Origin of the sequence: Nesterenkonia sedimenti (assembly GCF_012641515.1) — a bacterium.
In the GTDB taxonomy this organism is placed as follows: domain Bacteria; phylum Actinomycetota; class Actinomycetes; order Actinomycetales; family Micrococcaceae; genus Nesterenkonia; species Nesterenkonia sedimenti.
On record NZ_JABAHY010000001.1, the window covers coordinates 303149 to 329440 of the forward strand.

Below are 26292 nucleotides of genomic sequence, written 5' to 3' on the forward strand. Positions count from 1 at the left end.
CGCCTCCTGACATAGGTCCTGGTCCAGCCTCGACTACTCTACCCAACCTGTACCCCACACCGGAGTACGCTTGGAACCATGTCCAATGATGAACCCTCTGCCCAGGACGAACAGTCTGCGCCATACAGTTCCGCGGCAACCGGCAGCGGCTCAACAGAGCCCAAGCGAATCCGTACTCACCATCTGCAGCGCTTCAAAGGTGAAGGCCGCAAATTCACCATGATCACCGCCTATGACGCGATGATCGCCAATGTTCTGGACGAGGCGGGTGTGGAACTGCTGCTCTGCGGAGACTCCGCAGCCAATGTGATGCAGGGCAGTGATTCGACCCTTTCGATCACCGTGGATGAGCATCTGGTCTACGCGAAATCGGTTGTCGCCGGAGCCAAGCGGGCCCTGGTGGTGGCGGATCTCCCCTTCGGCAGTTACCAGGCCTCCCCCGAGCAGGCTGTCCATACTGCAGTGCGCTATATGAAGGAGGCCGGGGTGCATGCGGTGAAGATGGAGGCCCATGCCGGCAACGCCCATCATGTCCGCGCCGTAGTCGATGCCGGAATCCCGGTGATGGCCCATGCCGGCTTCACCCCGCAGGCTGAGCATCAACTTGGCGGCTTCCGAGTTCAGGGCCGCGGCGAACAGGCCCGCAAAGTCATCGACGACGCCCGCGCTCTGGAGGAGGCCGGCGCCTTTTGCATTCTGGTGGAGATGATTCCGGCCACACTCATGGAGGAGGTCGAGGCTGCAGTACAGGTGCCGACTATCGGTATCGGAGCCGGAACTGGCTCAACGGGTCAGGTGCTGGTCTGGCAGGACATGCTGGGCCTGAACAACGGACGGCTCCCCCGGTTCGTGAAGAAATACGCCGACCTCCGCGGGATCATCACCGAGGCTGTGCGGAACTATCGCGAGGATGTCGCCCAGGGCATTTTCCCTGCTGAGGAGCATACATTCTGAGAGAACGATCACGCCTGGGTGCTGCCCTCAGCGGTGGGCTGAGCGCTCAGGCGTCGTCGTCGTTCTCCCAATCCTCATTACGCTGCTGGACCTTCTCCAAGGCCCGAGCCGCCTCTTCATAGGTCTTATAGGGGCCCAGCAGGTGCTTCCAGGAGGACTGCGCGCCCTGTTCGACCTGCTTGGTATTAACGTTGAACCAGTAGTCACTCACAACCAGTACCCTACGCCGAAGGCGGCCACAGTGGAATAGGATGCTCCCATGGCTTCTGCACTATCCACGGCACCGCTGGGCACTTTGGTTCCCGGCACGGTATCCCCGCAACGTCCGGTTCCGGACAGTATTGAAAAGCCACCCTATGTGGGGCTTTCGGAGCCGCCGAAGTACAACGGTCCGGATGTCTTCGACGCCGAGATGATTGCGCGCATTCGGCGAGCCGGTCAGCTGGCCGCAGATGCCATGGTGGCCACCGGCAAACTCATCAAACCCGGTGTGACTACAGATGAACTCGATGCCTTCGCCCATCAGTACCTCATCGATCGGGGTGCCTACCCCTCCTGCCTGAGCTACCGGGGCTTCCCGAAATCCATCTGCACCTCCATCAATGAGGTCGTCTGCCACGGGATTCCGGACTCCACGGTCTTGCAGGACGGCGACATTGTGAACCTGGACATCACCGCCTATCTCGACGGCGCCCACGGTGACCACAATGTCACCTTCTACGTCGGCGAGGTCGATGATGAGTCCAAACAGCTGGTCGAACGCGCCCATGAGGCGATGATGCGCGGGATCAAAGCGGTCAAACCCGGCCGTCCGATCAATGTGATCGGCCGCGCGATCGAGGTCTATGCCCGCCGATTCGGCTACGGCACGGTCCATGAGTTCATCGGCCATGGGGTGGGGCCGGCCTTCCACACCGGCCTGGTCATCCCCCATTACGACGCCGCCCCCGAATACTCCCAGCCCATGGAACCGGGCATGGTATTCACCGTGGAGCCGATGATCACCCTCGGCACCAGGAACTGGCACCTCTGGGAGGACGGCTGGACGGCCGTCACCCGGGATAAGAAGCGCACTGCGCAGTTCGAGCACACCATTCTGGTCACCGATGACGGGGCCGAGATCCTGACCCTGCCCTCCGGTAAAGAAGGAGCCTGATGACCTCTCCGGAAGCCACAGTCCCCGCCGCCCAGGCGCTTGGCCCGGCCAGCCAGAGTCTGCCCAAACTGCCTGAATCCGCGATCGGCATTGATGTCGGGGGCACCGGCATCAAGGGCGGAATCGTTGACCTCGCCAGTGGTGAACTGCGCGGAGAGCGTTTCCGCATCCCCACCCCCAAACCTGCCACCCCAGATGCAGTTGCCGAGGTGATCGGCCAGATCCTCCAGGAGCTGCTGGCCCGCCCTGAGGCACCGGCAGCCGAGGACCTCAGCGTGGGGGTGACCTTCCCCGCCATTGTGATCGATAACGTGGTTCTGACCGCCTCCAATATTGACCCCGCCTGGATCAACTGCGATACCAGCCAGCTGCTCAGCGACCTTCCGGGACGGACCTTCACCCTCAACGACGCCGACGCCGCCGGTCTGGCCGAGGCCCGCTACGGAGCCGGCAATAATTTGGCCGGAACGATGATGACGGTGACCCTGGGAACCGGTGTGGGCACCGCGCTTATTCACGATGGTGTGCTGATCCCCAATAACGAACTCGGTCACGCCCAGTTCGAAGGTGAGGTCAAAGCGGAGAATAAGGTCTCAGCAGCCAGCCGCGAGCGTCTGGGAATGGACTGGCCCGAATACGGCGAGGTGCTGCGCCGCTACCTGGTCTATCTGGAGCGGATTCAGCCGGTTAACCGCTTCATCATCGGTGGCGGGATTTCGCAGAATCCGGAACTGTTTATGCCCTATGTGACCGGACTTCGAGCAGAGGTCGTCATCGCACAGCTGGTCAATAATGCAGGTATCTCCGGTGCTGCCCTATTCGCCGCGGAGCAGGCGAGATTGGCCGATTCCCAGTCCTCCTGAGAGAGCTTGGTCACAAATAGCACGTTAACGCCAGGTTACAGGAATGTTTCTTGGAGCATCTTGCGTTCAGCTCTAGAACACAAGATGAAAGGACGTGAAAACATGCGCACCCTCAAGGAGCGAATCTTCAAGAAGAATAAGACCAAGAAGAGCAACCGGGTCCTGGCTGCACTGGAGGCCGCGGACCGCACTGCAAATGCAGACATTATGCGAATCACCGCTTCCCAGCCGAACTTCGGCATGTACCCCGGCTTCAACCGCTGACATCGGGGCGTAAACACTGCGCCGAGACGAGGCCCTTTGGGGCTTTTCGTCTCGGCGCTTCGTGGTTTTGGTATAGTGTCTTCTCGTGCCAAAGGCACACAGGCGTCGATAGCTCAGTTGGTTAGAGCACTGCGTTTACACCGCAGGTGTCGGGGGTTCGAGTCCCTCTCGACGCACCATAGACAAAGGGCTGGTGGATGAGACCCAGAATTTGGGATCACCCACCAGCCCTTTGGTTAGCCCGGTCTAGCAGCTGGAAACTTCAGTCCAGGGACCGTTTGGATCCCCAGGCTCCTGGTTTCGGGAATACCACTGGGCCTCATAGAGCACATCCTCATGGACAACGCTCTCCCCGCCGTCGAAGCGAGTCGAAGCTGCCCAGGCCGGGTACTCCTCCTCACCACAGACGGTGGGTTCACCGATCTCCGACCAGGGACCATTGGGGTCACCCGGTTCCTGGTTACGAGTCCACCACAGGGCCTCGAAGATGGCGTCCTCAAGGGCGACCAGATCTCCAGTGTCGTATACAGTGGATGCTGCCCATCTCGGGGGAACCCGCGGCTCCTCGTCACCAACCGGGAACGGTGTCTGTCCCTGGGGGTTGAGATCCTCAAGCATCATCGCGTCACCATCAATGCTGTCGTCCAGCTTGAAGGTGTCGAAACCGATGGAGAGGTCTGAGGAGTAGACGTAGCCGTTGTACCAGTAGGAGGACCAGGTGCCACCACCGGAGATACCTTCACCGCGGTCGAACCAAGCGATCTCCTCGGGGTTCTCAGAATCGGTGAAGTCGAAGACCGATGTGCCGCCCTGGTACCACGACTGCACCATCAGATCGCGGCCTTCCACCGGGATCAGCGAACCGTTATGGGCCACGCAGTTCTCCTCTTCGGAGTTGATGCGAGGGATCTTGTAGTAGGAGGCATGCACCAGCTCGCCGTCGACAATGTCGTAGATGGCATTGGCACCGAAGGTGTCGGGGAATTCATTGGTGCAGGTGGCCATGCCGCCACCGCCGAGCTCGTCAGTGAAGACGACCTTGGTGGCGTCATTGTTGAAGGTTGCGGAGTGCCAGAACGCGAAGTTCTCAACATCGCGGACATTGGAGATCACTTCAGGATTCTCACGGTCGGAGATATCCATCAGGATTCCGTCACCCATACATGCTCCGGCAGCCAGATCATGCTCAACATAGGTGGTGATGTCATGGCAACCCGAGGTTTCGGTATAGGAGCCGCGGTCATCACCTTCATAACCGCCATCGGGGAACAGCACCGGTGTCGAGACGACCTCCGCTCCGGAGGGGTCATCGACTGGAACATGAACCACTGAGATCAGATCATGTGGGGGCTGGCAGTTGCGGATATCATCACTGGGGAAATAGGAGGATACGTAGACGTAGAGGTCCTCGCCATCAGCACTGGGGGCCAGGGAGTGGGTATGCGAACCGCATTTGGTCTCCACAGCGGAGACATACTCCGGATTGGCTGGGTCAGAAACGTCGAAGATCCGCAGTCCCTCCCAGTAATCCTCAGAATCCGAGGTGCGCTCGGCCCCACAGGAGTCATCCGCCATGCGGGCATCGACTGAGAGCACCACGATGTCACCGTGGATCAGATACCTGGGTCCGGTCATAGCTGGTGTAGTGGTGATCTCATTCGTCATCGTCGCCCTGATCGATCAGGAGTCCCAGATTCGAGGATTCCTCGATGATCTGGCCGGTGAGGAATGGGCGGTCGCTGCTGCCATCGCCGCTGGCGTTCTCCTCATCGGAGCGGTCCTTCTGCTCATCTGGAAACCACCGCAGAGGAATTCCGCCAACTCACAGGAATAGTCCATCAATTGCCCGTGGAACATTGCGGCAGCGCCGATTAATGTATTGCTGCATGGGAACGGATGCACTGGGGAAGATAACAGCAACTGCAGCACTGGCTTTCAGTATCGGTGGGCTCAGTGCCTGCTCGGGGTCCGCGGATGATCCCGGGAATGAGCCCACGGCCGAGGAGGTCGACCTCGACTACCCGGAGGACGCGGAGATCTCCGTGCTCTCTGGCCCTTATCAGGACTGCCGGCAGAACTTCTGTCTTACCGGCGGTGGGTCCAGCGACGGCGAGGGAGAGATCAACATCATCGACACCGACGCCGATGAGCGCGATAGCGTCACCGGACCTCCAGGGACCACAGCTCAAGCAGGCGGGCTTGAGGCCATGGTCCTGGAGGTCGGTGAGAATGAGGGCTACAACCCCGATGAGGACGGTCGGCACCCCTACTGGGTGCGGATCGCCGTCTGGGAGACCGAGTAGATCTCAGGACTGCGGCAGTTTGAGCTCGCCGGTGAAGTGCCGGCGCTGTTTCTTCGGATGCCAGCCGGTGAAGGCCAGCGTCCGCTCGTCCTTCTCCTCTGCGGCGAAGGCCACCCGTCCCGGCAGGGCCACCGGGGCTTCAAAACTGATGCTCCAGGAATGCCCGGCCGACTCAGGTTCGCGCCCCTCCAGCATTCGGGCTGCCGAATACATCCCGTGCACAATTGCCCGGGGCTGCCCGAGCAGCTTCGCGCTGAGCCCTGAGACATGGATGGGGTTGTAGTCACCCGAGACAGCCGCGTACTTCCGGCCAGTATCAGCACCGAGGGTCCACAGCGCCGTCTTTGACGGTGCGCTGAACTCGCGAGAACCGGATGCCACCTCTTCATGCTCGGAGCGGCTGAACATATACGCGCCCCGACCCAGGTAAGTCGAGACACTCGACCACAGAAGCTGACCCTCTGCACTGATCTCAACAATGATGTCGGCCTGTGTGCCCTTGCGATGCGGCCGCAGATTCTCGGCCCGAGCAAGAATCTCCAGGGGCTGCTCGGCGTAGACCGGCTTGTGGTGTTCCACCGAATTGGTCAGATGCACCATGCCCAGCAGCGGCAGCGGGAAGTCCTTTCGGCTCATCAGCGCCATCTGTACCGGGAAGGCGGCGATGTGTACCAGAACTGAAGGCAGGGACTGACGGTGGACGCCGTCGAAGGCCTCCCCGCCGAAGAGCTCGCGGTACTGCTCAACCTGCTCCGCAGAGATCCCGGGGTGTTCGGTGACCACAGCCTCCTTCGGCAGAGCTTTGAGACTGCCATTGGAGCTGAGCTTGGATTTCACAGCGTCAGCTGCCGCCTGGCGATAGACCGAGCCGAGGGTTGGCAGTTCAATCTTCTGTGCCATGGGCAATCACGCTCCTACCAGGTTCTGTCCGCAGACCCTCAGCGTGAGACCGCTGGTTCCGCCTGCTGCCGGAGAGACCAGATAGGCGATGGTCTCAGCGACATCCTCCGGAAGACCGCCCTGGTTCAGGGAGTTCAGCCGGCGGGCGACCTCACGAGTGGCGAAGGGCATCTTGGCGGTCATCTCAGTCTCGATGAATCCGGGGGCCACAGCGTTGATGGTCCCATGGCGAGCCTCCAACTGAGCGGAGGTTGCCGAGACCATGCCGATCACACCTGACTTCGATGCTGCATAGTTGGTCTGGCCGCGGTTGCCGGCAATACCGGAGGTTGAGGCCAGGGAGACGATCCTCGGGCCCACCCCGGCCTCAGGCCGGTTGAACAGCTCCGACTCCAGGAAGGTCCGGTTCATCCGCAGCTGGGATTCGATATTCACCGCGATCACCGAGTCCCACCGCGAGGGGTCCATATTCGCCAGGAGTTTATCCCGGGTGATTCCGGCATTGTGCACCACGATGTCCAGCCGGCCGTAGTGCTGTTCGGCATGAGCCAGAATGCGGTCTCCTGCATCCTCGGCAGTGATATCCAGCTGCAGTGCAGTACCGGAGACCTCATTAGCCACCCCAGCCAGGGATTCACCGGCTGCGGGGATGTCCACGGCGATGATCTCCGCCCCGTCACGGCGCAGGATCTTCGCGATCGCAGCACCGATGCCGCGGGCAGCGCCGGTGACCACTGCCACCTGTCCAGCCAGCGGCTGAGTCCACTCATCCGGCAGCACGCCATTAGTGTTCTGCACGGTGATGAACTGACCCGAGACAAAGGCCGAACGCCCGGAGAGCAGGAACCGCAGGGCTCCGGAGACACTGGGGGCTGCGGCGTCGAGCTCCTCGGAGAGGATGAGCCCATTGGCTGTTCCCCCGGCGCGCATCTCATGGGCCAGGGAGCGAGTCAGTCCCTCCACACCCTTACGTGCTGCGGTCACCGCGGGATCCTCATTGCCCTGTGGGTCCCGGAAGACCGTGATCACCCGGGCCGAGGACTTGAGCTGTTTGAGCAGTCCGCCCAGTGCCAGGACAGTCTCACTGAGATCAGCTGGGGTCTGTGCGGTGTCGAAAACGGCGACGACGGCCGCGACCTTCTCTCTCCGGCCCACATGGCGCCGGACGTCAAGATCCCAGCTGACCAGCTGGTCTGCCAGGATATCCGAGGCCTCTGAGCTGCCCAGCACCACAGTGGGCCCCTCGATCAGCGGAGCCTCGGGGCGATACCGCCGGAGTTTGGCAGGTTGGGGCAGACCCAGAGTCTTGGTGATCTTCTCGCCCAGCGAGGAGTTGGCGAATTCGGTGTACGTGTCTTTGACCATGGAGCTGGTCCTCACCGTCCTTCGATAATCGCTGTGATGCCCTGACCGCCGGCGGCGCAGACGGAGATGAAGCCGAGCTTTCCGGGCTTGCCGTGCAGAAGCTTGGCCAGGGTGGCCACAATCCGTCCACCTGTGGCGGCGAAGGGATGGCCCGCTGCCAGGGAGGAGCCTGTGGTGTTGAGCTTGCTGCGGTCGATGGAGCCCAGGGGGGCCTCCAGTCCGAGCTTCTCCCGGCAGAACTCCTCAGATTCCCAGGCTTTGATCTGGGCCAGCACCGTCGAGGCGAAGGCCTCGTGGATCTCGAAGAACTCGAAGTCCTCGAAGCTGAGGTTATTGCGCTTGAGCATCCGGGCCGCGGCATAGGCGGGAGCCATCAGCAGCCCCTCCTCGCCGTCGACGAAGTCCACCGCGCCCTCTTCGTAGTCGATGAAATTGGCCAGTTTGGGCAGATCGTGGGCATCGGCCCACTCCTCGGAACCCAGCAGCACAGTTGCGGCACCATCGGTCAGGGCCGTGGAGTTCGCAGCCGTCATCGTGGGGTTCTCAAGTTCCTTGCCAAAGACCGGGGAGAGCTTGCCCAGCTTCTCGATGGTGGAGTCTCCGCGGAGGTTGTTATCTCGGCTCACGCCCTTGAAGGGGGTGACCAGATCGTCGAAGAAGCCCCGGTCGTAGGCAGCGGCGAGGTTCTTATGCGAGGCCAGGGCCAGTTCATCCTGCTCCTGGCGGGTGATGCCCCATTTATCCGCCGTGATGGCCATATGCTCACCCATCGACAGTCCGGTACGGGGCTCATTGGTGCCAGGTGCCTGCGGGGCGAGGTGGCCGGGCCGGATCTTCGCCAAGGCCTTCAGCCGCTGGCCCATAGTCTTGGCGCGATTGGCCTCCATGAGGATCCCGCGCAGCTCATCGGTAACCACGATCGGAGCATCGGAGACGGTGTCCACTCCCCCACCGATGGCGGAGTCGATCTGACCAAGCTTGATCTTATTGGCCAGCGAACCGATGGCCTCCATACCTGTTGCGCAGGCCATCTGCACGTCATATGCCGGGGTGTTGGGGTCCAGCGGAGTGCCCAGCACTGATTCGCGCATGAGGTTGAAGTTCTTGGAGTGCTTCAGCACCGCACCACCGGCTACTGCACCCAACTGCTGACCCTGCAGGCCGAAGCGGGCGATGAGCCCATTGAGGGCGGAGGTCACCATGTCCTGATTGGAGGCACCTGCGTAGGCACCGTGGGCACGGGCGAAGGGGATGCGGTTTCCGCCGATGATGACGGCGTCGCGGATGGAATCTGCTGGCATGGCACGCTCCTTAGGACTTGCCTTTATTACTCGTCAGTATCTTAGACTACCGGTGTTGGGCATCACTAGCACACTGAGTCCCACTCCCTACGATTTCACTGGAGGTCCTTATGGGCACCAACGACACCGCCACCGGTCCGGTGGACACTGCCACTGTCAACACAGAGGTACTTGAAGAGCTCTTCCTGGGCGATTGGGCCCCCACCCGACGGGTGGCCCGGGAGCTGCTGAAGGATTCCCGGTTCCACAAGACCGAGGGTCTGACCAAGGAGGATCACCGCGAGCAGGCTCTGAAGCAGCTGCACCAGCTGGTGGCCGAAGGTGCGGTCCACCGTGCCTTTCCCGAGGAGTTCGGCGGCGAGGATGACCATGGGGCCAATATCGCCGCCTTCGAGGAGCTCGTCACCGGGGACCCCTCCATGCAGATCAAGGCTGGTGTTCAGTGGGGACTCTTCGGTGCCGCCGTGCTGCATCTGGGCTCGGCCGAGCACCATAGGAAGTGGCTGCCCGGAATTATGGACCTCTCCATCCCCGGTGCCTATGCGATGACTGAGATCGGACACGGCTCCGATGTCGCTGCCTTGGGCACCACTGCGACCTATGATCCGCAGACCGAAGAGTTCGTCATCCACACACCCTTCGAGGCTGCCACTAAGCGGTTCCTCGGCAACGCTGCCCTGCACGCTAAGGATGCGGTGGTCTTCGCTCAGCTGATCACCAATGGGGTCAACCATGGGGTGCACTGCTTCTACATGCATCTGCGTGACGACAACGGTGAGGTCCTGCCCGGGATCCACATCGCCGACGACGGCCATAAGGGCGGTCTCAACGGTGTGGACAACGGCCAGATCCGCTTCGAGAGTGTCCGTGTCCCCCGGACCTATCTGCTCAACCGCTACGGCGATGTCGCAGCCGATGGCAGCTACACCTCCTCCATTGAGTCCCCCGGCCGTCGGTTCTTCACCATGCTGGGAACTCTCGTCCAGGGCCGGGTCTCGCTGACCGGTTCCGCCCTGGCGGCCAGCAAACTGGCCCTGATCGGTGCGATCACCTACGGCAATCAGCGGCGTCAGTTCCATGCGGCCTCCACCACTGAGGAAGAGGTGCTGCTGGACTACCAGCTGCACCAGCGCCGCCTTATCCCCCGTCTGGCCAAGACTGTGGCAGCCGGATTCGCCCATGAGAAGCTGCTGGCCAAACTCGATGATGTCTTCTCCGGCCGTGACGGCTCCGATGAGAACCGCCAGGAACTGGAAACTCTGGCCGCGGCGATCAAACCGATTGCCACCTGGCATGGTCTCGACACTCTCCAGGAAGCCCGGGAGGCCTGTGGCGGTGCCGGCTTCATCTCAGAGAACCGATTCACCTCGCTGCGGGCCGATCTCGACGTCTATGTCACCTTTGAAGGGGATAACAACGTCCTCCTGCAGCTGGTGGCCAAGCGCCTGCTGGCTGACTACGCCGCCGAGTTCAAGAACGCCGATGCCGGCGCCCTGGCCAGCTATGTGGCCAACCAGGCTGGTGACCGGGTCATGCACCGCTTCGGACTGCGCCGGGCCCTGCAGGAGGTTCGGGATACCGGTGATGAACGCCGCAGCGCCAACTGGTTCAAGCAGACCGAAGTCCAGCGGAACCTGCTGGCCGGTCGGGTTCGTCAGATGGTGGTCGACGTCGCCGGTGAGCTGCGCAGTGTCGCCAAACTTCCCCCGGAGAAGCAGGCCAAGGTCTTCAATGAGCACCAGTACGAGATCATCAACGCAGCCAAGGCCCATGCCGATCTTCTGCTCTGGGAATCTTTCACCGATGCTCTGGAGAAGGTGGAGCACTCCGGTACCAAACAGGTGCTGACCTGGCTGCGGGACATCTACGCGCTAACCACGATCGAGGAGACCCTGGACTGGTACCTCGGCAACGGCCGGATCTCCAGCCAGCGGGCACGGACCCTGAGCCCCTATATTAACCGGCTGCTGGCCCGGGTCCGCCCGCATGCCCAGGAGATTGTCGACTCCTTCGGATACGCGCCTGAACATGTGCGCATGGAGGTGGCATCCGGGGCTGAGGAACGCCGCCAGCAGGAGGCTATCGAGTACTACCGGACACTTCGGGCGTCATCGGCGGCACCGGTGGATGAGAAGGTTCTGCAAGAGCGCAGCCGGAAACGCTAGCCGTGTTTGAATACAACTATGTCTGATACTGAAAATCTCACTCGTGATGAGGCCGCCTGGCGCTCCTCGCTGCTCAGCGTTTCCTCCTATGACGTCCACGTCGATCTCTCAGCGGCCGCCGAGGAAGGTGCCACCACCTTTCCGGTTACCACCCGGGTGGAGTTATCCTTCACCCCGGCGGCCGGTGAGGATACTGTCCCATTCCTCGATTACATCGGTATTACCGTTGAGTCACTAAAGATCAACGGACAGCAGGCTGCAGTGGAGTACGACGACGGCGCAGCTCGCCTGCCCCTGCCGGGCCTGGTCGCCGGTGAGAACGTTGTCGAGATTGAATCGGTATCCCGCTACTCGCGTTCTGGTGAGGGTCTGCACCGGTTCGTGGATCCCGATGGCAGTGTCTACCTCTACAGCCAGTGCGAGTCAGCTGATGCCCGCCGGATCGTGCCGGTCTTCGACCAGCCTGATCTCAAGGCACGTTGGCGCTTCGAGGTCACTGGGCCGGAGAACTGGCAGCTGCGCTCAAATGGGGCCGAGGTCTCCCGTGTGGCCGCCGGAGAGAACCAGCAGGGCCAGGCTCTGGTGACGGTCAGTTTCGCTGATACCCCGCTGATGTCCAGTTATCTCATCGCCCTGCTAGCCGGGCCTTACTACGAGGTCACCGACAGCTGGTCCGGACAGGGCGATCTGGAGGTTCCGCTCTCGCTGCTGGTGCGTAAGGCCATGGCCGAGCACCTCGATGCCGAGGAACTGTTCACCATCACCAAACAGGGTCTGGACTTCTTCCACAGCGAGTTCGGCTACGACTACCCCTGGGGCAAATACGACCAGGTCTTCGTACCCGAGTACAACGCCGGTGCGATGGAGAACCCCGGTCTGGTCGTCTTCACCGAGAAGCTGATCTTCGATACCGCCGCCACTGAGGCCCAGCATGAGCTGCGGGCCAATGTGGTTATGCATGAGATGGCCCATATGTGGTTCGGCGATCTGGTCACCATGAAGTGGTGGGATGACCTCTGGCTGAAGGAGTCCTTCGCCGATTACATGGGTTCCTTCGCCGTCGATGAGGCCACTGATTTCGAAACGGCCTGGGTGGCTTTCGCCAATGGCCGTAAGGCCTGGGCCTATGTGCAGGATCAGCTGCCGACGACTCACCCCATTGTTGCCGATATTCCAGATCTGGAGGCGGCTCATCAGAACTTCGATGGGATCACCTACGCCAAGGGTGCCAGTGTGCTCAAGCAGCTGGCGGCCTATGCCGGCCGTGAAGCCTTCGCCAAGGCTGCCGGCACCTATTTCCACCGGCATGCCTTCTCCAACACAACCCTCAGTGATTTCCTGAGTGTCTTGGAGGAGGCCACCGGTAAGGATATGCATGCCTGGGCCGAGGCTTGGCTGCAGACTGCTGGTATCCCGGTTCTCTCGGTGGAGCCGAATCCTGAGGATGAGGACACTGTCCTAGTCCGCCAATCAGGGACCGATCCGGTCAGCGGTGCCCCGATCGCCAGGCCCCATGTGGTCGACGTCGGGCTGCATACCCTCCGTGACGGGGAGCTGAAGCTCGGCCAGGTGATCCCGGCCGATCTCGCAGCCGATGCACCTGGTGGGGTCACCCCGGTACGGCTGCAGCTGCCCGATGACGAAACTCCGCGCCTGGTTCTGCCCAATGAGCGGGATCTCACCTATGCCAAGCTGAGCCTGGATCCGGAGTCGGTCTCAGCGGCTCTGAGCTACCCCATTGAGGATCCCCTGGCTCGGGCGACTGTATGGGCCGCACTGTGGTCCATGGTCCGCGATGGTGAGCTCTCCGCCCAGCGGTATGTCGATGCAGTTCTGCGCCTGGGGCTGAAGATCCCGGAGGCAGCAATGGTCACTGTTCTGCTGCGGCAGGCCAATACCGCAGCGGAGCGCTATGCGCCGGCGGAACTGGCCGAAGAGCTCACTGCCCGCTTGGGTTCGGGACTGGTAGAATTCCTGGCCAATGCGGCTGAGATCTCCACCGCCGGGGAGCAGAACATCCAGGATGCTCAGCGGGCGGCTGCCCGAACCCTGGCAGCGCTGAGCCTGCGTCACCCGGGACAGCTGGATCTGCTGGCTGATCTGCTGGACGGCAAGGCCACCGAACTCGGCATCGAAGGACTTGAAGTCGATGAGGAGCTGCGATGGGCTTTCCTGCAGGCTCTGACTGCCCATGGCAGGGCTGATCGTGAGCAGATCGATTCCGAGCTTGCTGCGCGCAGTACTGCCCGCGGGCGGATCGCTCATCGTTTGGCTCTGGCTGCCCGGCCGGAGAAGTCTGTGAAGGACCAGGCCCTGGATGAGTCGCTCAACGCCACCGATGCTGAGGGCAGTGTGCTCTCCAATGATCTGCTCACCGCCACGATTGATGGCTTCAGTGCCGATCCGTCGAATCTGACTGCCGGTTATGAGCAGCGCTACTTTGAGTCCCTGCGTTCGGTCTGGTCCTCGATGACACTGGGCCAGGCTGGTCGGATTGTCGGAGGGCTCTTCCCAGCCGTTCAGCATCTCTCCCCGGGGCAGCAGCCCGAGGAACATCCAGTTGCTGCGGCGACTGCTGAGTGGTTAGAGCAGAACAGTGATGCCCCGGCCGGTCTTCGCCGGGAGCTGCTGGAGGCCCAGGACGGGCTGCTCAGGAGCCTGCGGGCACAAGCTGCCGCTCACGTTTGAGCCGACGCTTGTCGTTCAGGAGGCAGAGGCCGATCGCCAACCCGAAGAGCAGGGTCAGCGGGATCATGATGAAGAACATGGTGATCGCCTCGCCTCCTGGTGCGGCCAGGGCAGACATCACGGCGATGAGCATCACCACACCGCGCCAGGATTTCAGGATCTGTTTGCCGGTGACGATGCCCATCATGTTCACCCCCACCAGGACCACGGGGATGACCATGGCGATGCCGCAGGCTAAGAAGAGGTGCAGCACGAAGGTGAAGTAGATATCCGGGGCGATCACATTCGATGTGCCCTCGGGGTTCAGACCGAAGAAGAACTGCACTGCCCGGGGCAGCAGGGTGTAGGCCATGCCGATACCCGCCAGGAACAGGGGGACGCTGGCGGCGATGAAGGCCAGGGCGTAGCGTTTCTCCTTCTTCTTCAGCCCGGGCATGATGAACGCCCAGATCTGGTAGAGCCAGATAGGTGAGGAGATCACGAAGCCCACGAACAGGGAGAGCCTGATCAGCAGGTCCAGGGGCTGGCCCACGGCATTGAAGGCCACGGCAGTCAGGCGATCGTCCTCGCCACCACTGCCGTATTCGAGGATGGGTTCCGAAAGTGTGGCGAAGAGCCAGTCATAGAGGAAGAATCCCGCCACGGAGCCCAGGACGATACCGGCAGCAGCGATCAGCAGTCGACGGCGCAGCTCCCTGAGGTGCTCCCGAAGCGACATCCGCCCCTCGGGGTCACGGTTCTTTTTCCTCTTCACAGGTCAGTTCAGCTGAATCAGGGCTGGTCCTTGCGGTTTTTACCCCGGTGCACATCCGCAGTGGGGTCGATTACCTTACCCTCTACGGCACGGGTATCCTCGCCCTCTTCCTCCTCGGGCTTCTCGGAGTCCTCATCCCGCATGGTCTTGACTTCGGATTTGAAGATACGGGCAGACTCCCCCAGGGAGCGGGCAAGCCGCGGCAGTTTGGTGGCACCAAAGAGCAGCAGAATGATCAGCAGCAGAATAAGCCACTGCCAGCCGGAGATGTTCATAAGGTGATTCCTTTCCTGTTCCGGTCCAGTTTACGCCCCCAGGCTGCCGACTGTTGACTTCTTCGGTGCCCGGGTCAAGAGATTCCCACCGGTTCGGGCCCATCCCCAGGCGAATCCAATCAGCACCAGAACCCCGAGGGTCACAGCCAGTGTCGGAGTTTCCCAGGGCAGTATGATCATCGCCAATACCCCGGTCACGGTGAGGATGATGCCATCGCCGAGCCAGACCAGAATCTTGACCGCTGAGAGGTCGATGCCGCCGGGGATCACCGTCGGGGCAAGGAACTCCACCGGGATATCCCGGTCACGCATGGACTGGAAGAAGCGGGCGGCCAGGGCTAGCGCCGTCATGCCTAGGGTCCAGGCGACTACCTGGACCGCTGGCATATGTGGACCCTGCAGGTCCAGGGCAAGGATCAGACCCACCCCGATACCTGTCAGCGCCGTGGTGGTCATCAGCGGCCAGAGCATGCGGCGTCCGATGGCCCGCCGCGCTGACCAGCCGAATAGGGCTGCGGCATCGAATTCGTTCTTCACCTGACGCCAGCCTTCGGTGAGGCTTCCGGTGCCGAAGAAGATCAAGAGAGCACCGAGCACTCCCAGGGGCACTGTGACTACTAGCCGGGACTCCTCGAAATGCACGCCGACTGACGAGACGGTAAGACCCAGAAGTGCTGCTCCTGTGGGGATGAACAAGGCTGCGGTGAGCAGTGACAGGGGCGCCCGCAGCGCGGTGACAGCATCCTGGCGCAGCCCAGAGCCCAGTGTCATCCGGGAGAGCCGGCGCCGGGGCTTGGCCCGGAAAAGTTCTACGGCGTCGTTGATATTTCCGGTGGAGGTGAAGAGTCTGGCGTCACTGAGACGCCGGCTCTGGGCCAGAATCCGTGCGGCCGGCAGCTTTTCCAGGGCTGAGGGGTTGGCGAAGACCAGGACCGCTCCCGCCATCGCAACTGCCGCAAGTCCAGACACGGGCCCCCAGGAGGCCTCACCGGCCCAGATCATTGCGGCCCAGCCGAAGGGACTGGCCTTCACAGTTCCCGGTAGCAGCACGCCGAGAACTGCCAGGAGCAGGAGTATGCCCGCGGTGAATAGGAGACCGCGATCGCTCAGCCGCTGCCCCAGGAAGCTCAGCAGCCCCCAAAGGATGCCAAGCAGAAATGCTGCTGCCAGCAGCCAGCCGTAATGCTGCCAGGGCCAGGCTCCGGCATGGGTCAGGGCGAAGACACCGATGGCAGCCACTGCGGTTACTGCTGTCGCGATTGCCAGCAGGCTGCTCAGAGTGGGCCGGCGGAGGACCTGGTGCCGGCTGAGATCAGATCCTAAGAGGGTGTGAGCCAGGAAGGGCGTAAGGAATGCCGGGCCCTGAACCCACCTACCGCTCAGCAGTGCTGCCAGGCCCAGCGTGGTGAGGGTGCTGCTGGTGGCGCCCACAGCCTCACTGCTGGTGATCCCTTCGGCGAGTGTGGGGTCCAGGAAGTCGCCGATGAGATAGGCCACCGGGGTGATGTAGAAGGCGGTGACGAAGGCAATCAGATAGAGCGAGAACCAGCGATCGCCGGCGGTCGGAGCCCCCTCACGATTGAGGTAGATGGCCCTTGCGGCGTGGAGTCGGCTGACTTCGGTCATATCCATCAGGCTGCACTGAGATGGATCTGGTCTCCGGCCCCTTCGACGATCTCCTGCCGGTGGGTGGCGGTGAGAATAATCGATCCTGCCTGGGCCTCTGCCCGAAGGATCTGCAGCAGGGTCTGGACCCGCTCGGTGTCCAGGTGCCGCTCGGGTTCATCCAGCAGGAGGATCCGATAGGGCCGTGAGATGGTCAGGCCGATGGCGAAGAGCTGCAGCTGACCTGCCGAGAGCTCATAGGGGAACCGTTCTGCGAGTCCGCGGATGGTCAGACGTTGAAGGGTCTGCTCCGCGGACTGGAAGCTTGCCTGCGGGGACTGTCCCCAGGAGGCCCGCACCAGGGCAAGCTGTTCGAGCAGGGTCATATCCCGGGCCATCGGCGGGGTGTCGATAAGCGAGGCCACCTCGGCGCGGAAGGTGGGATCGAACTCATAGGGTGTCCGATCATTGATCAGCACCTCTCCCCCGCTGGGCAGCTGCCGACCGGCGAGGGTCTTCAGAAGGGTTGTCTTGCCCGCACCATTGGCTCCGGTCAGGGCGATGATCCCTGGGTCGGTGACCTCGAAACTGGTCTCTGTCAGAAGGGTCGTCTCACCGATGGTGACCGTGAGGTCCTGGCAGTGCAGACTCAAGGGCACGGCTGTCGGATCAGCTCATCAGGGGGCTGCCGATGAACGGGTCAATCCAGAGCCCGATGAACAGCAGTGTGAGGTAGAGGATCGAGAGGTGGAAGACCTTCATCGCCCGCTTATCCGTCAGGGTCTCATTCTGGGCCCGGCGGTAGAGCACATGGGATTCGTAGACGAACCAGGCACCGGCCACCACGGCGAAGGCGGTGTAGGTGATACCAGCCCAGCCCAGCGGGATCAGCAGCAGGGAGCAGACCACAGTGGCCCATGCGTAAAGGACCACCTGCACGGAGACGGTCTTGGCAGTTGCCACCGCACCGAGCATGGGCACATCAGCGGCCTGGTAGTCGGTACGGTATTTCATCGACAGCGGCCAGTAGTGCGGCGGTGTCCAGAGGAATATGATGAAGAACAGCACAAGGGCTGGCCATTCCACTGCCTCGCGGACTGCAGCCCAGGCGATAAGCACGGGGAAACATCCGGCAATGCCGCCCCAGATGATGTTCTGCTCAGTACGCCGCTTCAGGATGAGGGTGTAGACCACCACATAGAAGAAGATGGCCGCCGCGCCCAAGGCTGTAGCCAAGGGGTTGGTACCGAACCAGAGCACCAACATCGAAACCACACCCAATGCCCAGGCGAAGATCAGTGCTTCGCGGGGGCTGAGCTCACCGGTGACCAGGGGCCGCTTCTTGGTCCGGTTCATCAACTTGTCCATATCGCGGTCGATATAGCAGTTGAAGGCGCTGGCCGAGCCTGCAGCGGCGGCACCGCCGATGACAGTGGCCAGGGCGACCCAGACATTGGGCAGGCCACCCTGCGCGAAGAACATCGTGGGGAATGCGGTGACGATCAGCAGCTCCATGACCCGCGGCTTGGTCAGCGAGACATAGGCGGCCATTTTCCGCTTAAAGCTGATCCGACGAGCCTCCGTTGCGGCGGAGTCCGGGGAGGTGCGAGTGCTCAGATCGGTCACCAGATCAGTGTACCTGCCCACGGCTAACTTCTACAGCCGGTAGAAGTTCTGTGACGTGACCGTGTCAGGCATCGATCTTGTCCTTATCCAGTGCGGCAGCACCTTCGATGATGAACTCTTTACGCGGAGCCACCACGGAGCCCATTAGGAGGTCGAAGACCCGCTCTGCCGCCTCGGCATCTTCGACGCGGATTCGGCGCAGCGAGCGGTGCTCGGGGTCCATAGTGGTCTCGGAGAGCTGATCGGCGTCCATTTCGCCCAGGCCCTTATATCGCTGGATGGGCTCTTTATAGCGCAGGCCCTGTTTCTCCAGTTCGGCCAGCAGGGTCACCAGCTCAGCCTCGGAGTATGTATAGCGGACCTCATTGGCCTTCTTCCCGGAATGGATGATCTCCACCCGGTGCAGCGGGGGCACCGCCGCGAAGACCCGTCCGGCCTCGATCATCGGGCGCATATACCGGAAGAAGAGGGTCAGCAGCAGGGTTCGGATATGGGCGCCGTCGACGTCGGCGTCGGTCATCAGCACGACCTTGCCGTAGCGGGCGGCTTCCAGATCGAAGCTGCGCCCAGAACCTGCACCGATGACCTGAAGCAGGGCGGCGCATTCGGCATTGGAGAGCATATCGGCCACTGAGGCCTTCTGGACGTTGAGGATCTTGCCGCGGATGGGCAGCAGGGCCTGGAAATCCGAGGAGCGGGCCAGTTTGGCGGTACCCAGTGCGGAGTCACCCTCGACGATGAACAGCTCACTGGATTCGACATCCTTATTGCGACATTCGACCAGTTTGGCCGGCATTGTGGAGTTCTCCAGGGCGTTCTTACGCCGCTGGGTCTCCTTCTGCTGGCGGGCCGCGATACGGGCCTTCATCTCGGAGACGACCTTCTCCATCACGGAGGTCGCTTCCTGTTTCTCAGCACGTTTGGTGGAGGTCAGCCGGTCCTCCAGCTGTTTGCTGACCACTCGGTTGACGATCTGTTTGGCCGCCGGTGTGCCCAGCACCTCTTTGGTCTGGCCTTCGAACTGGGGTTCGGCGATACGGACGGTGACCACGGCGGTGAGTCCGGCGAGGATATCGTCCTTCTCGAGCTTGTCGTTGCCGGCTTTGAGCCGGCGGGCATTGGCCTCGACGACCTTGCGGAAGATCTTGGTCAGCGCCTGTTCGAAACCGGTGAGGTGGCTGCCGCCCTTGGGGGTGGCGATGATGTTGACGAAGGACTTCACTGTGGTGTCATAACCGGTCCCCCAGCGCATGGCGATATCGACCTCGCAGTCGCGTTCGACATCGGTCATCTTCCCGTCGACGGGGATACGCTCGGTGAAGTTTCCGTGGCCCTGAATCCGCCAGATATCGGTCACCGAGTTATCGGGTGAGAGGTGTTCGACGAATTCTGAGATGCCGCCATCGTATTGGAAGACCTCTTCTGCCGGGTCGGCGCCGCGCTCATCCCGGATGGTGATCCGCAGTCCGGGCACCAGGAAGGCGGTCTGCCGGGCCCGGTTGACCAGCTCCTCCTCGAGGAAGGTGGCATCGGGGGTGAAGATCTCTCGGTCTGCCCAGTACCGGATGGTGGTTCCGGTGACCCCGCGTTTGGCTTTTCCAGCCACCTGCAGGGGGGATCCTGCCTCGGCGGGGGTGAAGCTGGCATCGGGTTTGGTTCCGGAGAAGGTTCCGGGCTCGCCTCGGCGGAAGGAGAGCTGGTGGACTTTGCCGCCGCGGGTCACTTTGGCGTCCAGGCGGGAGGAGAGCGCGTTGACCACGGAGGCGCCCACACCGTGCAGACCACCGACTGCGTTATAGGAGCCGCCGCCGAATTTGCCGCCGGCATGCAGTTTGGTGAAGACCACCTCGAGGCCGGAGAGCCCGGTGCGGGGCTCTACGTCCACGGGGATGCCTCGCCCGTCGTCGGAGACCTCCACGGAGTCATCGGGATGCAGGGTGATGTCGATCCGGGAGGCGTAGCCGGCCAGGGCCTCGTCAACGGAGTTGTCGATGATTTCCCAGAGGCAGTGCATCAGCCCCCGGGAGTCTGTGGAGCCGATGTACATACCCGGTCGTTTCCGGACCGCCTCGAGTCCTTCGAGGACGGAGAGGTGTCGGGCGCTGTACTCGTCACGCTTTGCCATGCTGAAGAGACTATCGCCAGCGCTTCGCCGGTGGCGAAAGGCGCGCCTGTGGGGCCGAATTCGCGAATGAAAGCGGCCAGTCCGTGGTTGTATGGGGGACATCAAACGCAACGCTAGGAGGCGAGAGCATGACAGCTACGACCGGGACCATTGAAGCCACTGCCACGCTGACTGCCCTGGACCGCTGCGACCGCTGTGGGGCTCAGGCCTACATTCGGGCCGTACTCGCCTCAGGTGGTGCACTGTTGTTCTGCAACCACCACGGCCGGGAAGTTGAGCCGACCCTGCGTCCGAAGACCGCCGAGTGGGTGGATGAGTCGGACCGGATTAGCTAGGTCCACCTAAAAGACCACATAAGAAATGCCCCGGAGGTTCTCCGGGGCATTTCTTATGTCTATTCAGTTATACGGGCCTACTAAGCCGGTGAGAGTTGTCAGTTGCCAGCCGACATGCTCACCACGACCATGGGGCGTGCCTCAGTCCAGGTAGTCGCGCAGGACCTGGCTGCGGGACGGGTGCCGCAGCTTGGACATGGTCTTAGACTCGATCTGCCTTATCCGCTCACGAGTCACCCCATAGACTTTGCCGATTTCGTCTAAAGTCTTCGGCTGGCCGTCGGTGAGGCCGAAGCGCATGGCCACAACCCCTGCCTCGCGCTCTGCGAGGGTGTCCAGGACTGAGTGCAGCTGTTCCTGCAGCAGGGTGAAGCTGACTGCATCGGAGGGCACAACTGCTTCGGAGTCCTCGATGAGGTCACCGAATTCGGAGTCACCGTCCTCACCCAGGGGGGTGTGCAGGGAGATGGGCTCGCGGCCGTATTTCTGGACCTCGACGACCTTCTCGGGGGTCATATCCAGCTCTGCTGCCAGTTCCTCCGGTGCCGGTTCACGGCCGAGGTCCTGCAGCATCTGGCGCTGGACGCGAGCCAGCTTATTGATGACCTCGACCATATGCACCGGGATACGAATGGTGCGGGCTTGATCAGCCATCGCACGGGTGATGGCCTGACGGATCCACCAAGTGGCGTAGGTGGAGAACTTGAAGCCCTTGGTGTAGTCGAACTTCTCCACCGCGCGGATCAGACCGAGGTTGCCCTCCTGGATGAGGTCTAGGAACAGCATTCCGCGGCCGGTGTAGCGCTTGGCCAGGGAGACCACCAGGCGGAGGTTGGCCTCCAGGAGGTGGTTCTTGGCCTTCTTGCCGTCGGCGATGACGAGTTCAAGGTCGCGCCTTTGACGCTTGTCCTTGATCTCCTCGTTCTTCAGCTTGTGCTCGGCGTAGAGACCGGCCTCGATACGCAGTGCGAGGTCCACCTCCTGCTCGGCGTTGAGCAGCGCGACCTTACCGATCTGTTTGAGGTAGTCCTTGACGGGGTCGGCTGTGGCACCGGCGGAGACGACCTGAACGGCAGGGGCGTCATCGTCATCGGCGTTGGAGATGACGAAGCCGCGGCCGGTGCCGGACTCGTCCTCTTCGTTATCGCCGGACTTCGCCCCGCCCATGAGCTCCTCGGCATCTTCTCCTTCGTCCTCGGCCTTAGCCACGGCGGACTCCAGGGCCTCGGTGGGCGAGGTCTCCTCTTCCTCTGCCAGGATTTCGTCAACCGGATCGGCGGCCTTCTTGCGGCCTCCGGTCTTCTTGGCGGTGCTCTTTTTGGCAGGGGCGGACTTCTTAGCCGCCGTCGAGCTGCTCTTCTTGGCTGTTGAGGATTTCGAGCTCCCGCGCTTGGCCTTCGCTGCGGGTTTCTCGGCCTCCTCAGCGGCGGCAGTCTCTTCAGCGGACTTCGACGCAGTAGTGGGCACGATGACCTTCCGTCTCGTTTACTTGAGGTGCAGGCGCTCAACACGCCTATGACCCTGTCAAGTCCCGGTTCTGAACAGAATTCTTCCCGGGCTGCGCAGGGTCTTACGGGATGCTAACACCACTGCTTCTCGGTCCATTCCCGAACCGCGGAGATTTTTTCAGTGAATTTTCTGACTCTTCCACCACCCGTAGCTCAACCGCTTGACCTTGGCCCATGGGCAGACCCCGAGGGCTGACTGCAGATGTTCGACAATCGCTGCGATGCTCTGGGGCTCTTCGTCTTCCTCCTCCTCCGCACAGATGTCAGTACAGATGGCCGCTGCGGCCTCGCAGAAGGCCCCGGATGCCGAGCCATTGCCCTTGGTCCATTCCACCCAGGCTTTGAGCCCCAGGAGGTTTTCTCTGGCCACTGCCTGGGTATAGGGGTAAAGCTCGTAGATGACCGCATCCAGGGCTTCGATACCCGCCCAGTGGGGAAGATCACCGGTCACGGGATCCTGGGCTGCTGCGACCAGCAGGGCCGAGAGCGTATTGAGGTCCTCCAGGGAGGCCAGCAGACCGGCAGTTGCCTCTCGGTGCTGGTGCAGGAACTCTGCGCTGGCCGATTCCTGACAGTGTTCGATGACCTCCATCCAGAGATTCAGCCAATATTCCATGGCCTCCTGCGGCGATGGCGCCTGCCAAGGCCGGTAACTGCGCATCTGGCTGACCAGCTGCTCGTCAATCAGGGGGCTGGGTGCGCAGAATGCTGCCGTGAGCTCCTGGGGGCTCATCGCCCGCACCGGTCGCAGCTGCGGGACCCGTCTCAGGGTTTCCTCGATCAGCTCTTCGGTCCCCTGGGCTGCTGCCTCGGATTCTCCGAAGACTCGGATCCCACCGGCTTGGACCCACCACATGCCCAGCAGACCCAGATCGGTGGCCACATTGATTCCCTCGGCCAACTCCTCGACCAGGCTTCCGATGGCCGGAAGGTGCTCCTCTGTGTTCTGGTCGGCGAAAATCAGCGCGATGGCGGCCTCCGGGCTCGGTTCGGCCTGATAACCGGCGATCCACTCAGTGCATTTCCGGGCCATCTCAACCGGCTGAGAGTAGGCGGGGTCCAGGTCCACGCGGAGGTGACCGCCAGTGCTGCCATCGCGCAGCCCGATGATCACCAGGGAGTTATCGGGCAGTCTGCCAAAGACATGTTGGACCACAGCCAGCACGTCACCGGGGTTGTCCAGATTCAGTGGGGCATCACTGTTGAGAGTTCGGGCAGTATCGGGAGTGGTTTCTGGGGATGTCGTCATATCCCCAGCATCGGTTCACCCCGACCAGACCGAAGGGGTCACCCCACATTCTGTGGAGGCTGCGGCGTGGCTCGCCCGGGACTTCTCCCGCTGGGGAAACCTCTAGTCCCGGTCCTCGTCCTCTGCGGTACCGGTGTCCTCCTCATCGGTGGAGTCCTCATCCTCAGTGCTGCCGAAGATGACATCACCGGGCTGGGAACGCAGGAACTCTTCCACTGCGGCACCCAATTCCTCGGCGTCGGGGACGACGTCGTCCTGTTTGACCAGCAGAGAGCGCTGATTGGTGGTGGCGTACTGGTCGAAGTTCGACTCCAGCTGCTGAACCAGCTGGGCAACCTCCGGGGCCTGGCTGACCTGCCGGGAGATATCGGCATCCACCATTCTTGCGGCCTCGCGCAGCTCATCAGTGGGCAGCATCAGTTCACAGGCGGCACCGGTGTACTCCAGGGCGGCGACAGCCACCTGGGGGTAACGGCCGCCGGCCAGATAATGCGGCACATGCAGGGTGTAGCCGACCACATCCCGGCCTGCGGCATCGATACGCAGTTCCAGCATCTGGCTCAGTCCCGCCTCAATCTGGGCGTTGGGCGACCAGGTGGAGATCCCCTCGATGAGGTCCTGCCGGTTGCCATGGGCGGTGACCCCGATCGGGCGGGTATGCGGGGTCGGCAGCCCCAGGGAGTCGACTGTGACCACGAGGCTGACATCGAGACGTTCGATGAGATCCAGCACCGTATCGGCCACCCGCTCCCAACGGAAGTCGGGCTCATCCCCGGTCAGCAGCAGGAAGGGGCGGTCGGCGGCGTCGCGGACTTCGAAGAGCTCCAGGCGGGGACCGTCATAGTTGGAGAACCGGTTCTCGGTGAAGGTCACATGCGGGCGCCGGGACCGGTAGTCGAAGAGGGCATCAACATCGAAGCTAGCCACCGTCTTATGCGGCAGCGCGCCCAGCAGGGCAGTGCTCAGCTGCTCGCTGAGAGTTCCGGCATCGGTATGCCCGGCAACGGAGATGACCATAGGCATCGGCGGACCGGTCAGAGGTTCACCGTGTAGGACCAGCTCGGCATTCGGTGACTGCACGCTCCAGTCGGAGGACTGCGAGTCATCAGCGTGGATATGGAGCAGGTCGAACGGTTGGCGGTCTGACACCGGGCACGCTCCTCTCGTGGAAAGACTGTCGTATCAACAACAGTTTGCCCCAGCTTCACATTCCCGAGACCCATGACACCCTTCGAAGCCCGAATGTGGATAGGATCAGAACCGTGATCAATGAATTTTCGCCCAAAGTGACCGCTGTTTCCTCTGCTGTGCACAAGGTCGACGCCGACGCCCTGGTTCTCGGTGTGGCCAAGGGCCCTGACGGCCCGGTGCTGCTGCCCAATCCGCTGGCCGAGAAGGCCGCCAAGGGGGTGGCCGATTCGCTGAGCGCCCTGGGCGCCTCCGGGGCAGCTGATCAGCTGCTGCGTCTGCCCGGGGTGGACGGATTCAAATCCGAGACCCTGGTGCTGATCGGTGTCGGCAAGCTCACCGGCGAGCCCGACGGCGGCGTCTCCACCGAGGCCCTGCGCCGTGCCGCCGGTTCGGCCATCCGCCAGCTGCCCTCGGCGAAGTCGGTGGCCCTGGCGCTGCCGGCAGCCACTGTGGAGCAGGTCTCCGCTGTCGCTGAGGGTGCTGCCCTGGGTGCGTATAACTTCCCGCATTTCAAGGGGTCTGAGGAGGCTAAGTCCAAGACCCCGGTGGCAGAGATCGCCGTGCTGACCGAGCTGAAGGATAAGCACACTAAGCCGGCTGTTGCCCGGGCCGAGGCCGTGGGCGCTGCCGTGCGCGCAGTCCGCGATCTGGTCAACACTCCCCCCAGCCACCTCTACCCCGAGAGCTTCGCCGAGGTGGTCAAGGACCAGACCAAGGGCTCCAAGCTCAAGGTCAAGGTCTGGGATGAGAAGGACCTCGAGAAGGAAGGCTTCGGTGGTCTTCTGGGTGTCGGCGGCGGCTCCTCCCGCGGACCGCGCCTGGTTCGCCTGGAGCACTCCCCCTCGCGGGCAGCCGGACATGTCGCACTGGTCGGTAAGGGCATCACCTTCGACTCCGGCGGACTGTCGCTGAAGCCAGCCAATGCGATGACCACCATGAAGCTGGATATGGCCGGTGCCGCCACGGTGGCAGCAGTGGTCAAGGCCGCTGCCGATCTGGACCTGCCCGTGAAGGTCACCGGCTGGCTGTGCCTGGCTGAGAACATGCCCTCGGCAACTGCTCAGCGGCCCGAGGATGTCATCACCATCTACGGCGGTAAGACCGTTGAGGTGCTCAACACCGACGCCGAGGGCCGGCTGGTCCTGGCCGACGGCATCGTCGCCGCCGGTGAGGAGAACCCCGATGCCATCATCGACGTCGCCACCCTCACCGGTGCTCAGATGATCGCCCTGGGCACCCGCACTGTCGGTGTCATGGGCAACCCGGATCTGCGGGAGGATCTGGTCGAAGCCTCCGACGACGCCGGGGAATCCCACTGGGGCATGCCCATCCCGGAGGAGGCCCTGGCCGGATTCGAATCCGCCGTCGCCGATCTCTCCAACCTCGGAGCCCGCGAAGGCGGTATGCTCAACGCCGCGGCGTTCCTGCGGGAGTTCGTCCCCCAGAAGCCCGGCAGCGATACCAAGGCCCTGGACCCGGAGAGCACACGCATCCCCTGGGCCCACCTGGACATTGCCGGTCCCTCCTTCAACGACAAGGGTGCCTACGGCTATGTCCCCAAGGGCGGAACAGGGGTCACCGTCCGCACGCTGATCACCTATCTCGAGGGCCTGACCCGCTGATAGTCTGACCGGCAAGAATAATAAGTGAAAACGTCTCACCCCC

At 62.4% G+C, this 26292-nt stretch carries 24 protein-coding genes and 1 tRNA gene; 11 read left to right on the top strand and 14 right to left on the bottom strand.

The features are described from left to right. Positions 1-78: 78 nt before the first annotated feature. Positions 79-954, top strand: coding sequence for a 3-methyl-2-oxobutanoate hydroxymethyltransferase (gene panB, locus HGQ17_RS01490; protein WP_168886189.1), 876 nt, complete (start codon positions 79-81; stop codon positions 952-954). 46 nt (positions 955-1000) lie between these two features. Here panB and HGQ17_RS01495 read toward each other — a convergent pair whose 3' ends face one another. Further along, positions 1001-1165 (bottom strand): SPOR domain-containing protein, encoded by a 165-nt coding sequence (locus HGQ17_RS01495; protein ID WP_168886190.1) that lies wholly within the window; start codon positions 1163-1165, stop codon positions 1001-1003. Between the two features lie 48 nt (positions 1166-1213). On the opposite strand from HGQ17_RS01495, the gene map reads away from it, so the two are divergent. The 4 genes from map (at position 1214) to HGQ17_RS01515 (ending at position 3416) form a co-directional block, all read left to right on the top strand. Continuing rightward, positions 1214-2110 (top strand): type I methionyl aminopeptidase, encoded by an 897-nt coding sequence (map, locus tag HGQ17_RS01500; protein ID WP_168886191.1) that lies wholly within the window; start codon positions 1214-1216, stop codon positions 2108-2110. Beyond that, positions 2110-2973 (top strand): polyphosphate--glucose phosphotransferase, encoded by an 864-nt coding sequence (gene ppgK, locus HGQ17_RS01505; RefSeq protein ID WP_168886192.1) that lies wholly within the window; start codon positions 2110-2112, stop codon positions 2971-2973. The genes map and ppgK overlap by 1 nt, the downstream gene beginning before the upstream one ends. Positions 2974-3075: 102 nt before the next feature. Then, positions 3076-3237 (top strand): hypothetical protein, encoded by a 162-nt coding sequence (locus HGQ17_RS01510; RefSeq protein ID WP_168886193.1) that lies wholly within the window; start codon positions 3076-3078, stop codon positions 3235-3237. Positions 3238-3339: 102 nt separating this feature from the next. Further along, a tRNA-Val gene (locus HGQ17_RS01515) sits at positions 3340-3416 on the top strand. Positions 3417-3483: 67 nt separating this feature from the next. Here the strand turns inward: HGQ17_RS01515 and HGQ17_RS01520 are convergent. Further along, a complete protein-coding gene (locus HGQ17_RS01520) occupies positions 3484-4872 on the bottom strand; it encodes a hypothetical protein (protein ID WP_229503208.1) in 1389 nt (462 codons plus the stop codon). Positions 4873-4882: 10 nt separating this feature from the next. Here HGQ17_RS01520 and HGQ17_RS01525 point away from each other — a divergent pair, with 10 nt between their 5' ends. Together HGQ17_RS01525 and HGQ17_RS01530 are read left to right on the top strand one after the other, a co-directional pair. Further along, the gene (locus HGQ17_RS01525; protein ID WP_168886194.1) at positions 4883-5071 is read left to right on the top strand and encodes a hypothetical protein; all 189 of its coding nucleotides are present in this window, start codon (positions 4883-4885) and stop codon (positions 5069-5071) included. Positions 5072-5123: 52 nt separating this feature from the next. Then, positions 5124-5540, top strand: a complete 417-nt coding sequence (locus HGQ17_RS01530) for a hypothetical protein (protein ID WP_168886195.1) — start codon at positions 5124-5126, stop codon at positions 5538-5540. A gap of 3 nt (positions 5541-5543) precedes the next feature. On the opposite strand, the gene HGQ17_RS01535 is transcribed toward HGQ17_RS01530, so the two are convergent. The 3 genes from HGQ17_RS01535 to HGQ17_RS01545 are packed head-to-tail and all read right to left on the bottom strand — an operon-like array spanning position 5544 to position 9106. Next, complete coding sequence (locus HGQ17_RS01535; RefSeq protein WP_168886196.1) at positions 5544-6440, bottom strand: MaoC/PaaZ C-terminal domain-containing protein; 897 nt, start codon at positions 6438-6440, stop codon at positions 5544-5546. Between the two features lie 6 nt (positions 6441-6446). Continuing rightward, positions 6447-7805, bottom strand: a complete 1359-nt coding sequence (locus HGQ17_RS01540) for a 3-oxoacyl-ACP reductase (protein WP_168886197.1) — start codon at positions 7803-7805, stop codon at positions 6447-6449. An 11-nt stretch (positions 7806-7816) separates the two neighbouring features. Further along, the gene (locus HGQ17_RS01545; RefSeq protein WP_168886198.1) at positions 7817-9106 is read right to left on the bottom strand and encodes an acetyl-CoA C-acetyltransferase; all 1290 of its coding nucleotides are present in this window, start codon (positions 9104-9106) and stop codon (positions 7817-7819) included. Positions 9107-9216: 110 nt separating this feature from the next. Here HGQ17_RS01545 and HGQ17_RS01550 point away from each other — a divergent pair, with 110 nt between their 5' ends. Continuing rightward, positions 9217-11271 (top strand): acyl-CoA dehydrogenase family protein, encoded by a 2055-nt coding sequence (locus HGQ17_RS01550; RefSeq protein WP_168886199.1) that lies wholly within the window; start codon positions 9217-9219, stop codon positions 11269-11271. An 18-nt stretch (positions 11272-11289) separates the two neighbouring features. Beyond that, positions 11290-13959, top strand: a complete 2670-nt coding sequence (gene pepN / locus HGQ17_RS01555; RefSeq protein WP_168886200.1) for an aminopeptidase N — start codon at positions 11290-11292, stop codon at positions 13957-13959. Here pepN and tatC read toward each other — a convergent pair. From tatC to HGQ17_RS01585, 6 genes are all read right to left on the bottom strand, one after another. After that, complete coding sequence (gene tatC, locus HGQ17_RS01560) at positions 13922-14713, bottom strand: twin-arginine translocase subunit TatC (protein WP_324615139.1); 792 nt, start codon at positions 14711-14713, stop codon at positions 13922-13924. The two genes, pepN and tatC, sit on opposite strands and share 38 nt — an antisense overlap. A gap of 17 nt (positions 14714-14730) precedes the next feature. Further along, positions 14731-14988, bottom strand: coding sequence for a Sec-independent protein translocase subunit TatA (gene tatA / locus HGQ17_RS01565; protein WP_168886201.1), 258 nt, complete (start codon positions 14986-14988; stop codon positions 14731-14733). Positions 14989-15018: 30 nt separating this feature from the next. Continuing rightward, positions 15019-16614 (bottom strand): hypothetical protein, encoded by a 1596-nt coding sequence (locus HGQ17_RS01570; RefSeq protein WP_168886202.1) that lies wholly within the window; start codon positions 16612-16614, stop codon positions 15019-15021. A 5-nt stretch (positions 16615-16619) separates the two neighbouring features. Further along, positions 16620-17246, bottom strand: coding sequence for an ABC transporter ATP-binding protein (locus HGQ17_RS01575; RefSeq protein WP_168886203.1), 627 nt, complete (start codon positions 17244-17246; stop codon positions 16620-16622). Between the two features lie 16 nt (positions 17247-17262). Further along, positions 17263-18210, bottom strand: coding sequence for a heme o synthase (locus tag HGQ17_RS01580; RefSeq protein ID WP_267873125.1), 948 nt, complete (start codon positions 18208-18210; stop codon positions 17263-17265). Positions 18211-18283: 73 nt separating this feature from the next. Further along, the gene (locus tag HGQ17_RS01585; protein ID WP_168886204.1) at positions 18284-20344 is read right to left on the bottom strand and encodes a DNA gyrase/topoisomerase IV subunit B; all 2061 of its coding nucleotides are present in this window, start codon (positions 20342-20344) and stop codon (positions 18284-18286) included. A 128-nt stretch (positions 20345-20472) separates the two neighbouring features. Between HGQ17_RS01585 and HGQ17_RS01590 the strand changes: the two genes are divergently transcribed. Beyond that, complete coding sequence (locus HGQ17_RS01590) at positions 20473-20679, top strand: DUF7455 domain-containing protein (protein WP_168886205.1); 207 nt, start codon at positions 20473-20475, stop codon at positions 20677-20679. Between the two features lie 141 nt (positions 20680-20820). Here HGQ17_RS01590 and HGQ17_RS01595 read toward each other — a convergent pair whose 3' ends face one another. From HGQ17_RS01595 to HGQ17_RS01605, 3 genes are all read right to left on the bottom strand, one after another. After that, a complete protein-coding gene (locus HGQ17_RS01595; RefSeq protein WP_407670734.1) occupies positions 20821-22149 on the bottom strand; it encodes an RNA polymerase sigma factor in 1329 nt (442 codons plus the stop codon). 156 nt (positions 22150-22305) lie between these two features. Beyond that, positions 22306-23436: a DUF4192 family protein gene (locus HGQ17_RS01600; protein ID WP_168886207.1), complete on the bottom strand. Its 1131-nt coding sequence runs from the start codon at positions 23434-23436 to the stop codon at positions 22306-22308. 102 nt (positions 23437-23538) lie between these two features. Next, positions 23539-24585, bottom strand: a complete 1047-nt coding sequence (locus tag HGQ17_RS01605; protein WP_168886208.1) for a PAC2 family protein — start codon at positions 24583-24585, stop codon at positions 23539-23541. Positions 24586-24698: 113 nt separating this feature from the next. Between HGQ17_RS01605 and HGQ17_RS01610 the strand changes: the two genes are divergently transcribed. Next, the gene (locus tag HGQ17_RS01610; protein WP_168886209.1) at positions 24699-26249 is read left to right on the top strand and encodes a leucyl aminopeptidase; all 1551 of its coding nucleotides are present in this window, start codon (positions 24699-24701) and stop codon (positions 26247-26249) included. Positions 26250-26292: the final 43 nt, after the last annotated feature.

What these genes read in the sequence shown, in the direction of transcription:
- panB (WP_168886189.1), top strand. Translation starts at nt 79, where the DNA reads ATGTCCAATGATGAACCCTCTGCCCAGGACGAACAGTCTGCGCCATAC.
- map (WP_168886191.1), top strand. Translation starts at nt 1,214, where the DNA reads ATGGCTTCTGCACTATCCACGGCACCGCTGGGCACTTTGGTTCCCGGC.
- ppgK (WP_168886192.1), top strand. Translation starts at nt 2,110, where the DNA reads ATGACCTCTCCGGAAGCCACAGTCCCCGCCGCCCAGGCGCTTGGCCCG.
- HGQ17_RS01510 (WP_168886193.1), top strand. Translation starts at nt 3,076, where the DNA reads ATGCGCACCCTCAAGGAGCGAATCTTCAAGAAGAATAAGACCAAGAAG.
- HGQ17_RS01520 (WP_229503208.1), bottom strand. Translation starts at nt 4,872, where the DNA reads ATGACCGGACCCAGGTATCTGATCCACGGTGACATCGTGGTGCTCTCA.
- HGQ17_RS01530 (WP_168886195.1), top strand. Translation starts at nt 5,124, where the DNA reads ATGGGAACGGATGCACTGGGGAAGATAACAGCAACTGCAGCACTGGCT.
- HGQ17_RS01535 (WP_168886196.1), bottom strand. Translation starts at nt 6,440, where the DNA reads ATGGCACAGAAGATTGAACTGCCAACCCTCGGCTCGGTCTATCGCCAG.
- HGQ17_RS01540 (WP_168886197.1), bottom strand. Translation starts at nt 7,805, where the DNA reads ATGGTCAAAGACACGTACACCGAATTCGCCAACTCCTCGCTGGGCGAG.
- HGQ17_RS01545 (WP_168886198.1), bottom strand. Translation starts at nt 9,106, where the DNA reads ATGCCAGCAGATTCCATCCGCGACGCCGTCATCATCGGCGGAAACCGC.
- HGQ17_RS01550 (WP_168886199.1), top strand. Translation starts at nt 9,217, where the DNA reads ATGGGCACCAACGACACCGCCACCGGTCCGGTGGACACTGCCACTGTC.
- pepN (WP_168886200.1), top strand. Translation starts at nt 11,290, where the DNA reads ATGTCTGATACTGAAAATCTCACTCGTGATGAGGCCGCCTGGCGCTCC.
- tatA (WP_168886201.1), bottom strand. Translation starts at nt 14,988, where the DNA reads ATGAACATCTCCGGCTGGCAGTGGCTTATTCTGCTGCTGATCATTCTG.
- HGQ17_RS01570 (WP_168886202.1), bottom strand. Translation starts at nt 16,614, where the DNA reads ATGACCGAAGTCAGCCGACTCCACGCCGCAAGGGCCATCTACCTCAAT.
- HGQ17_RS01585 (WP_168886204.1), bottom strand. Translation starts at nt 20,344, where the DNA reads ATGGCAAAGCGTGACGAGTACAGCGCCCGACACCTCTCCGTCCTCGAA.
- HGQ17_RS01590 (WP_168886205.1), top strand. Translation starts at nt 20,473, where the DNA reads ATGACAGCTACGACCGGGACCATTGAAGCCACTGCCACGCTGACTGCC.
- HGQ17_RS01600 (WP_168886207.1), bottom strand. Translation starts at nt 23,436, where the DNA reads ATGACGACATCCCCAGAAACCACTCCCGATACTGCCCGAACTCTCAAC.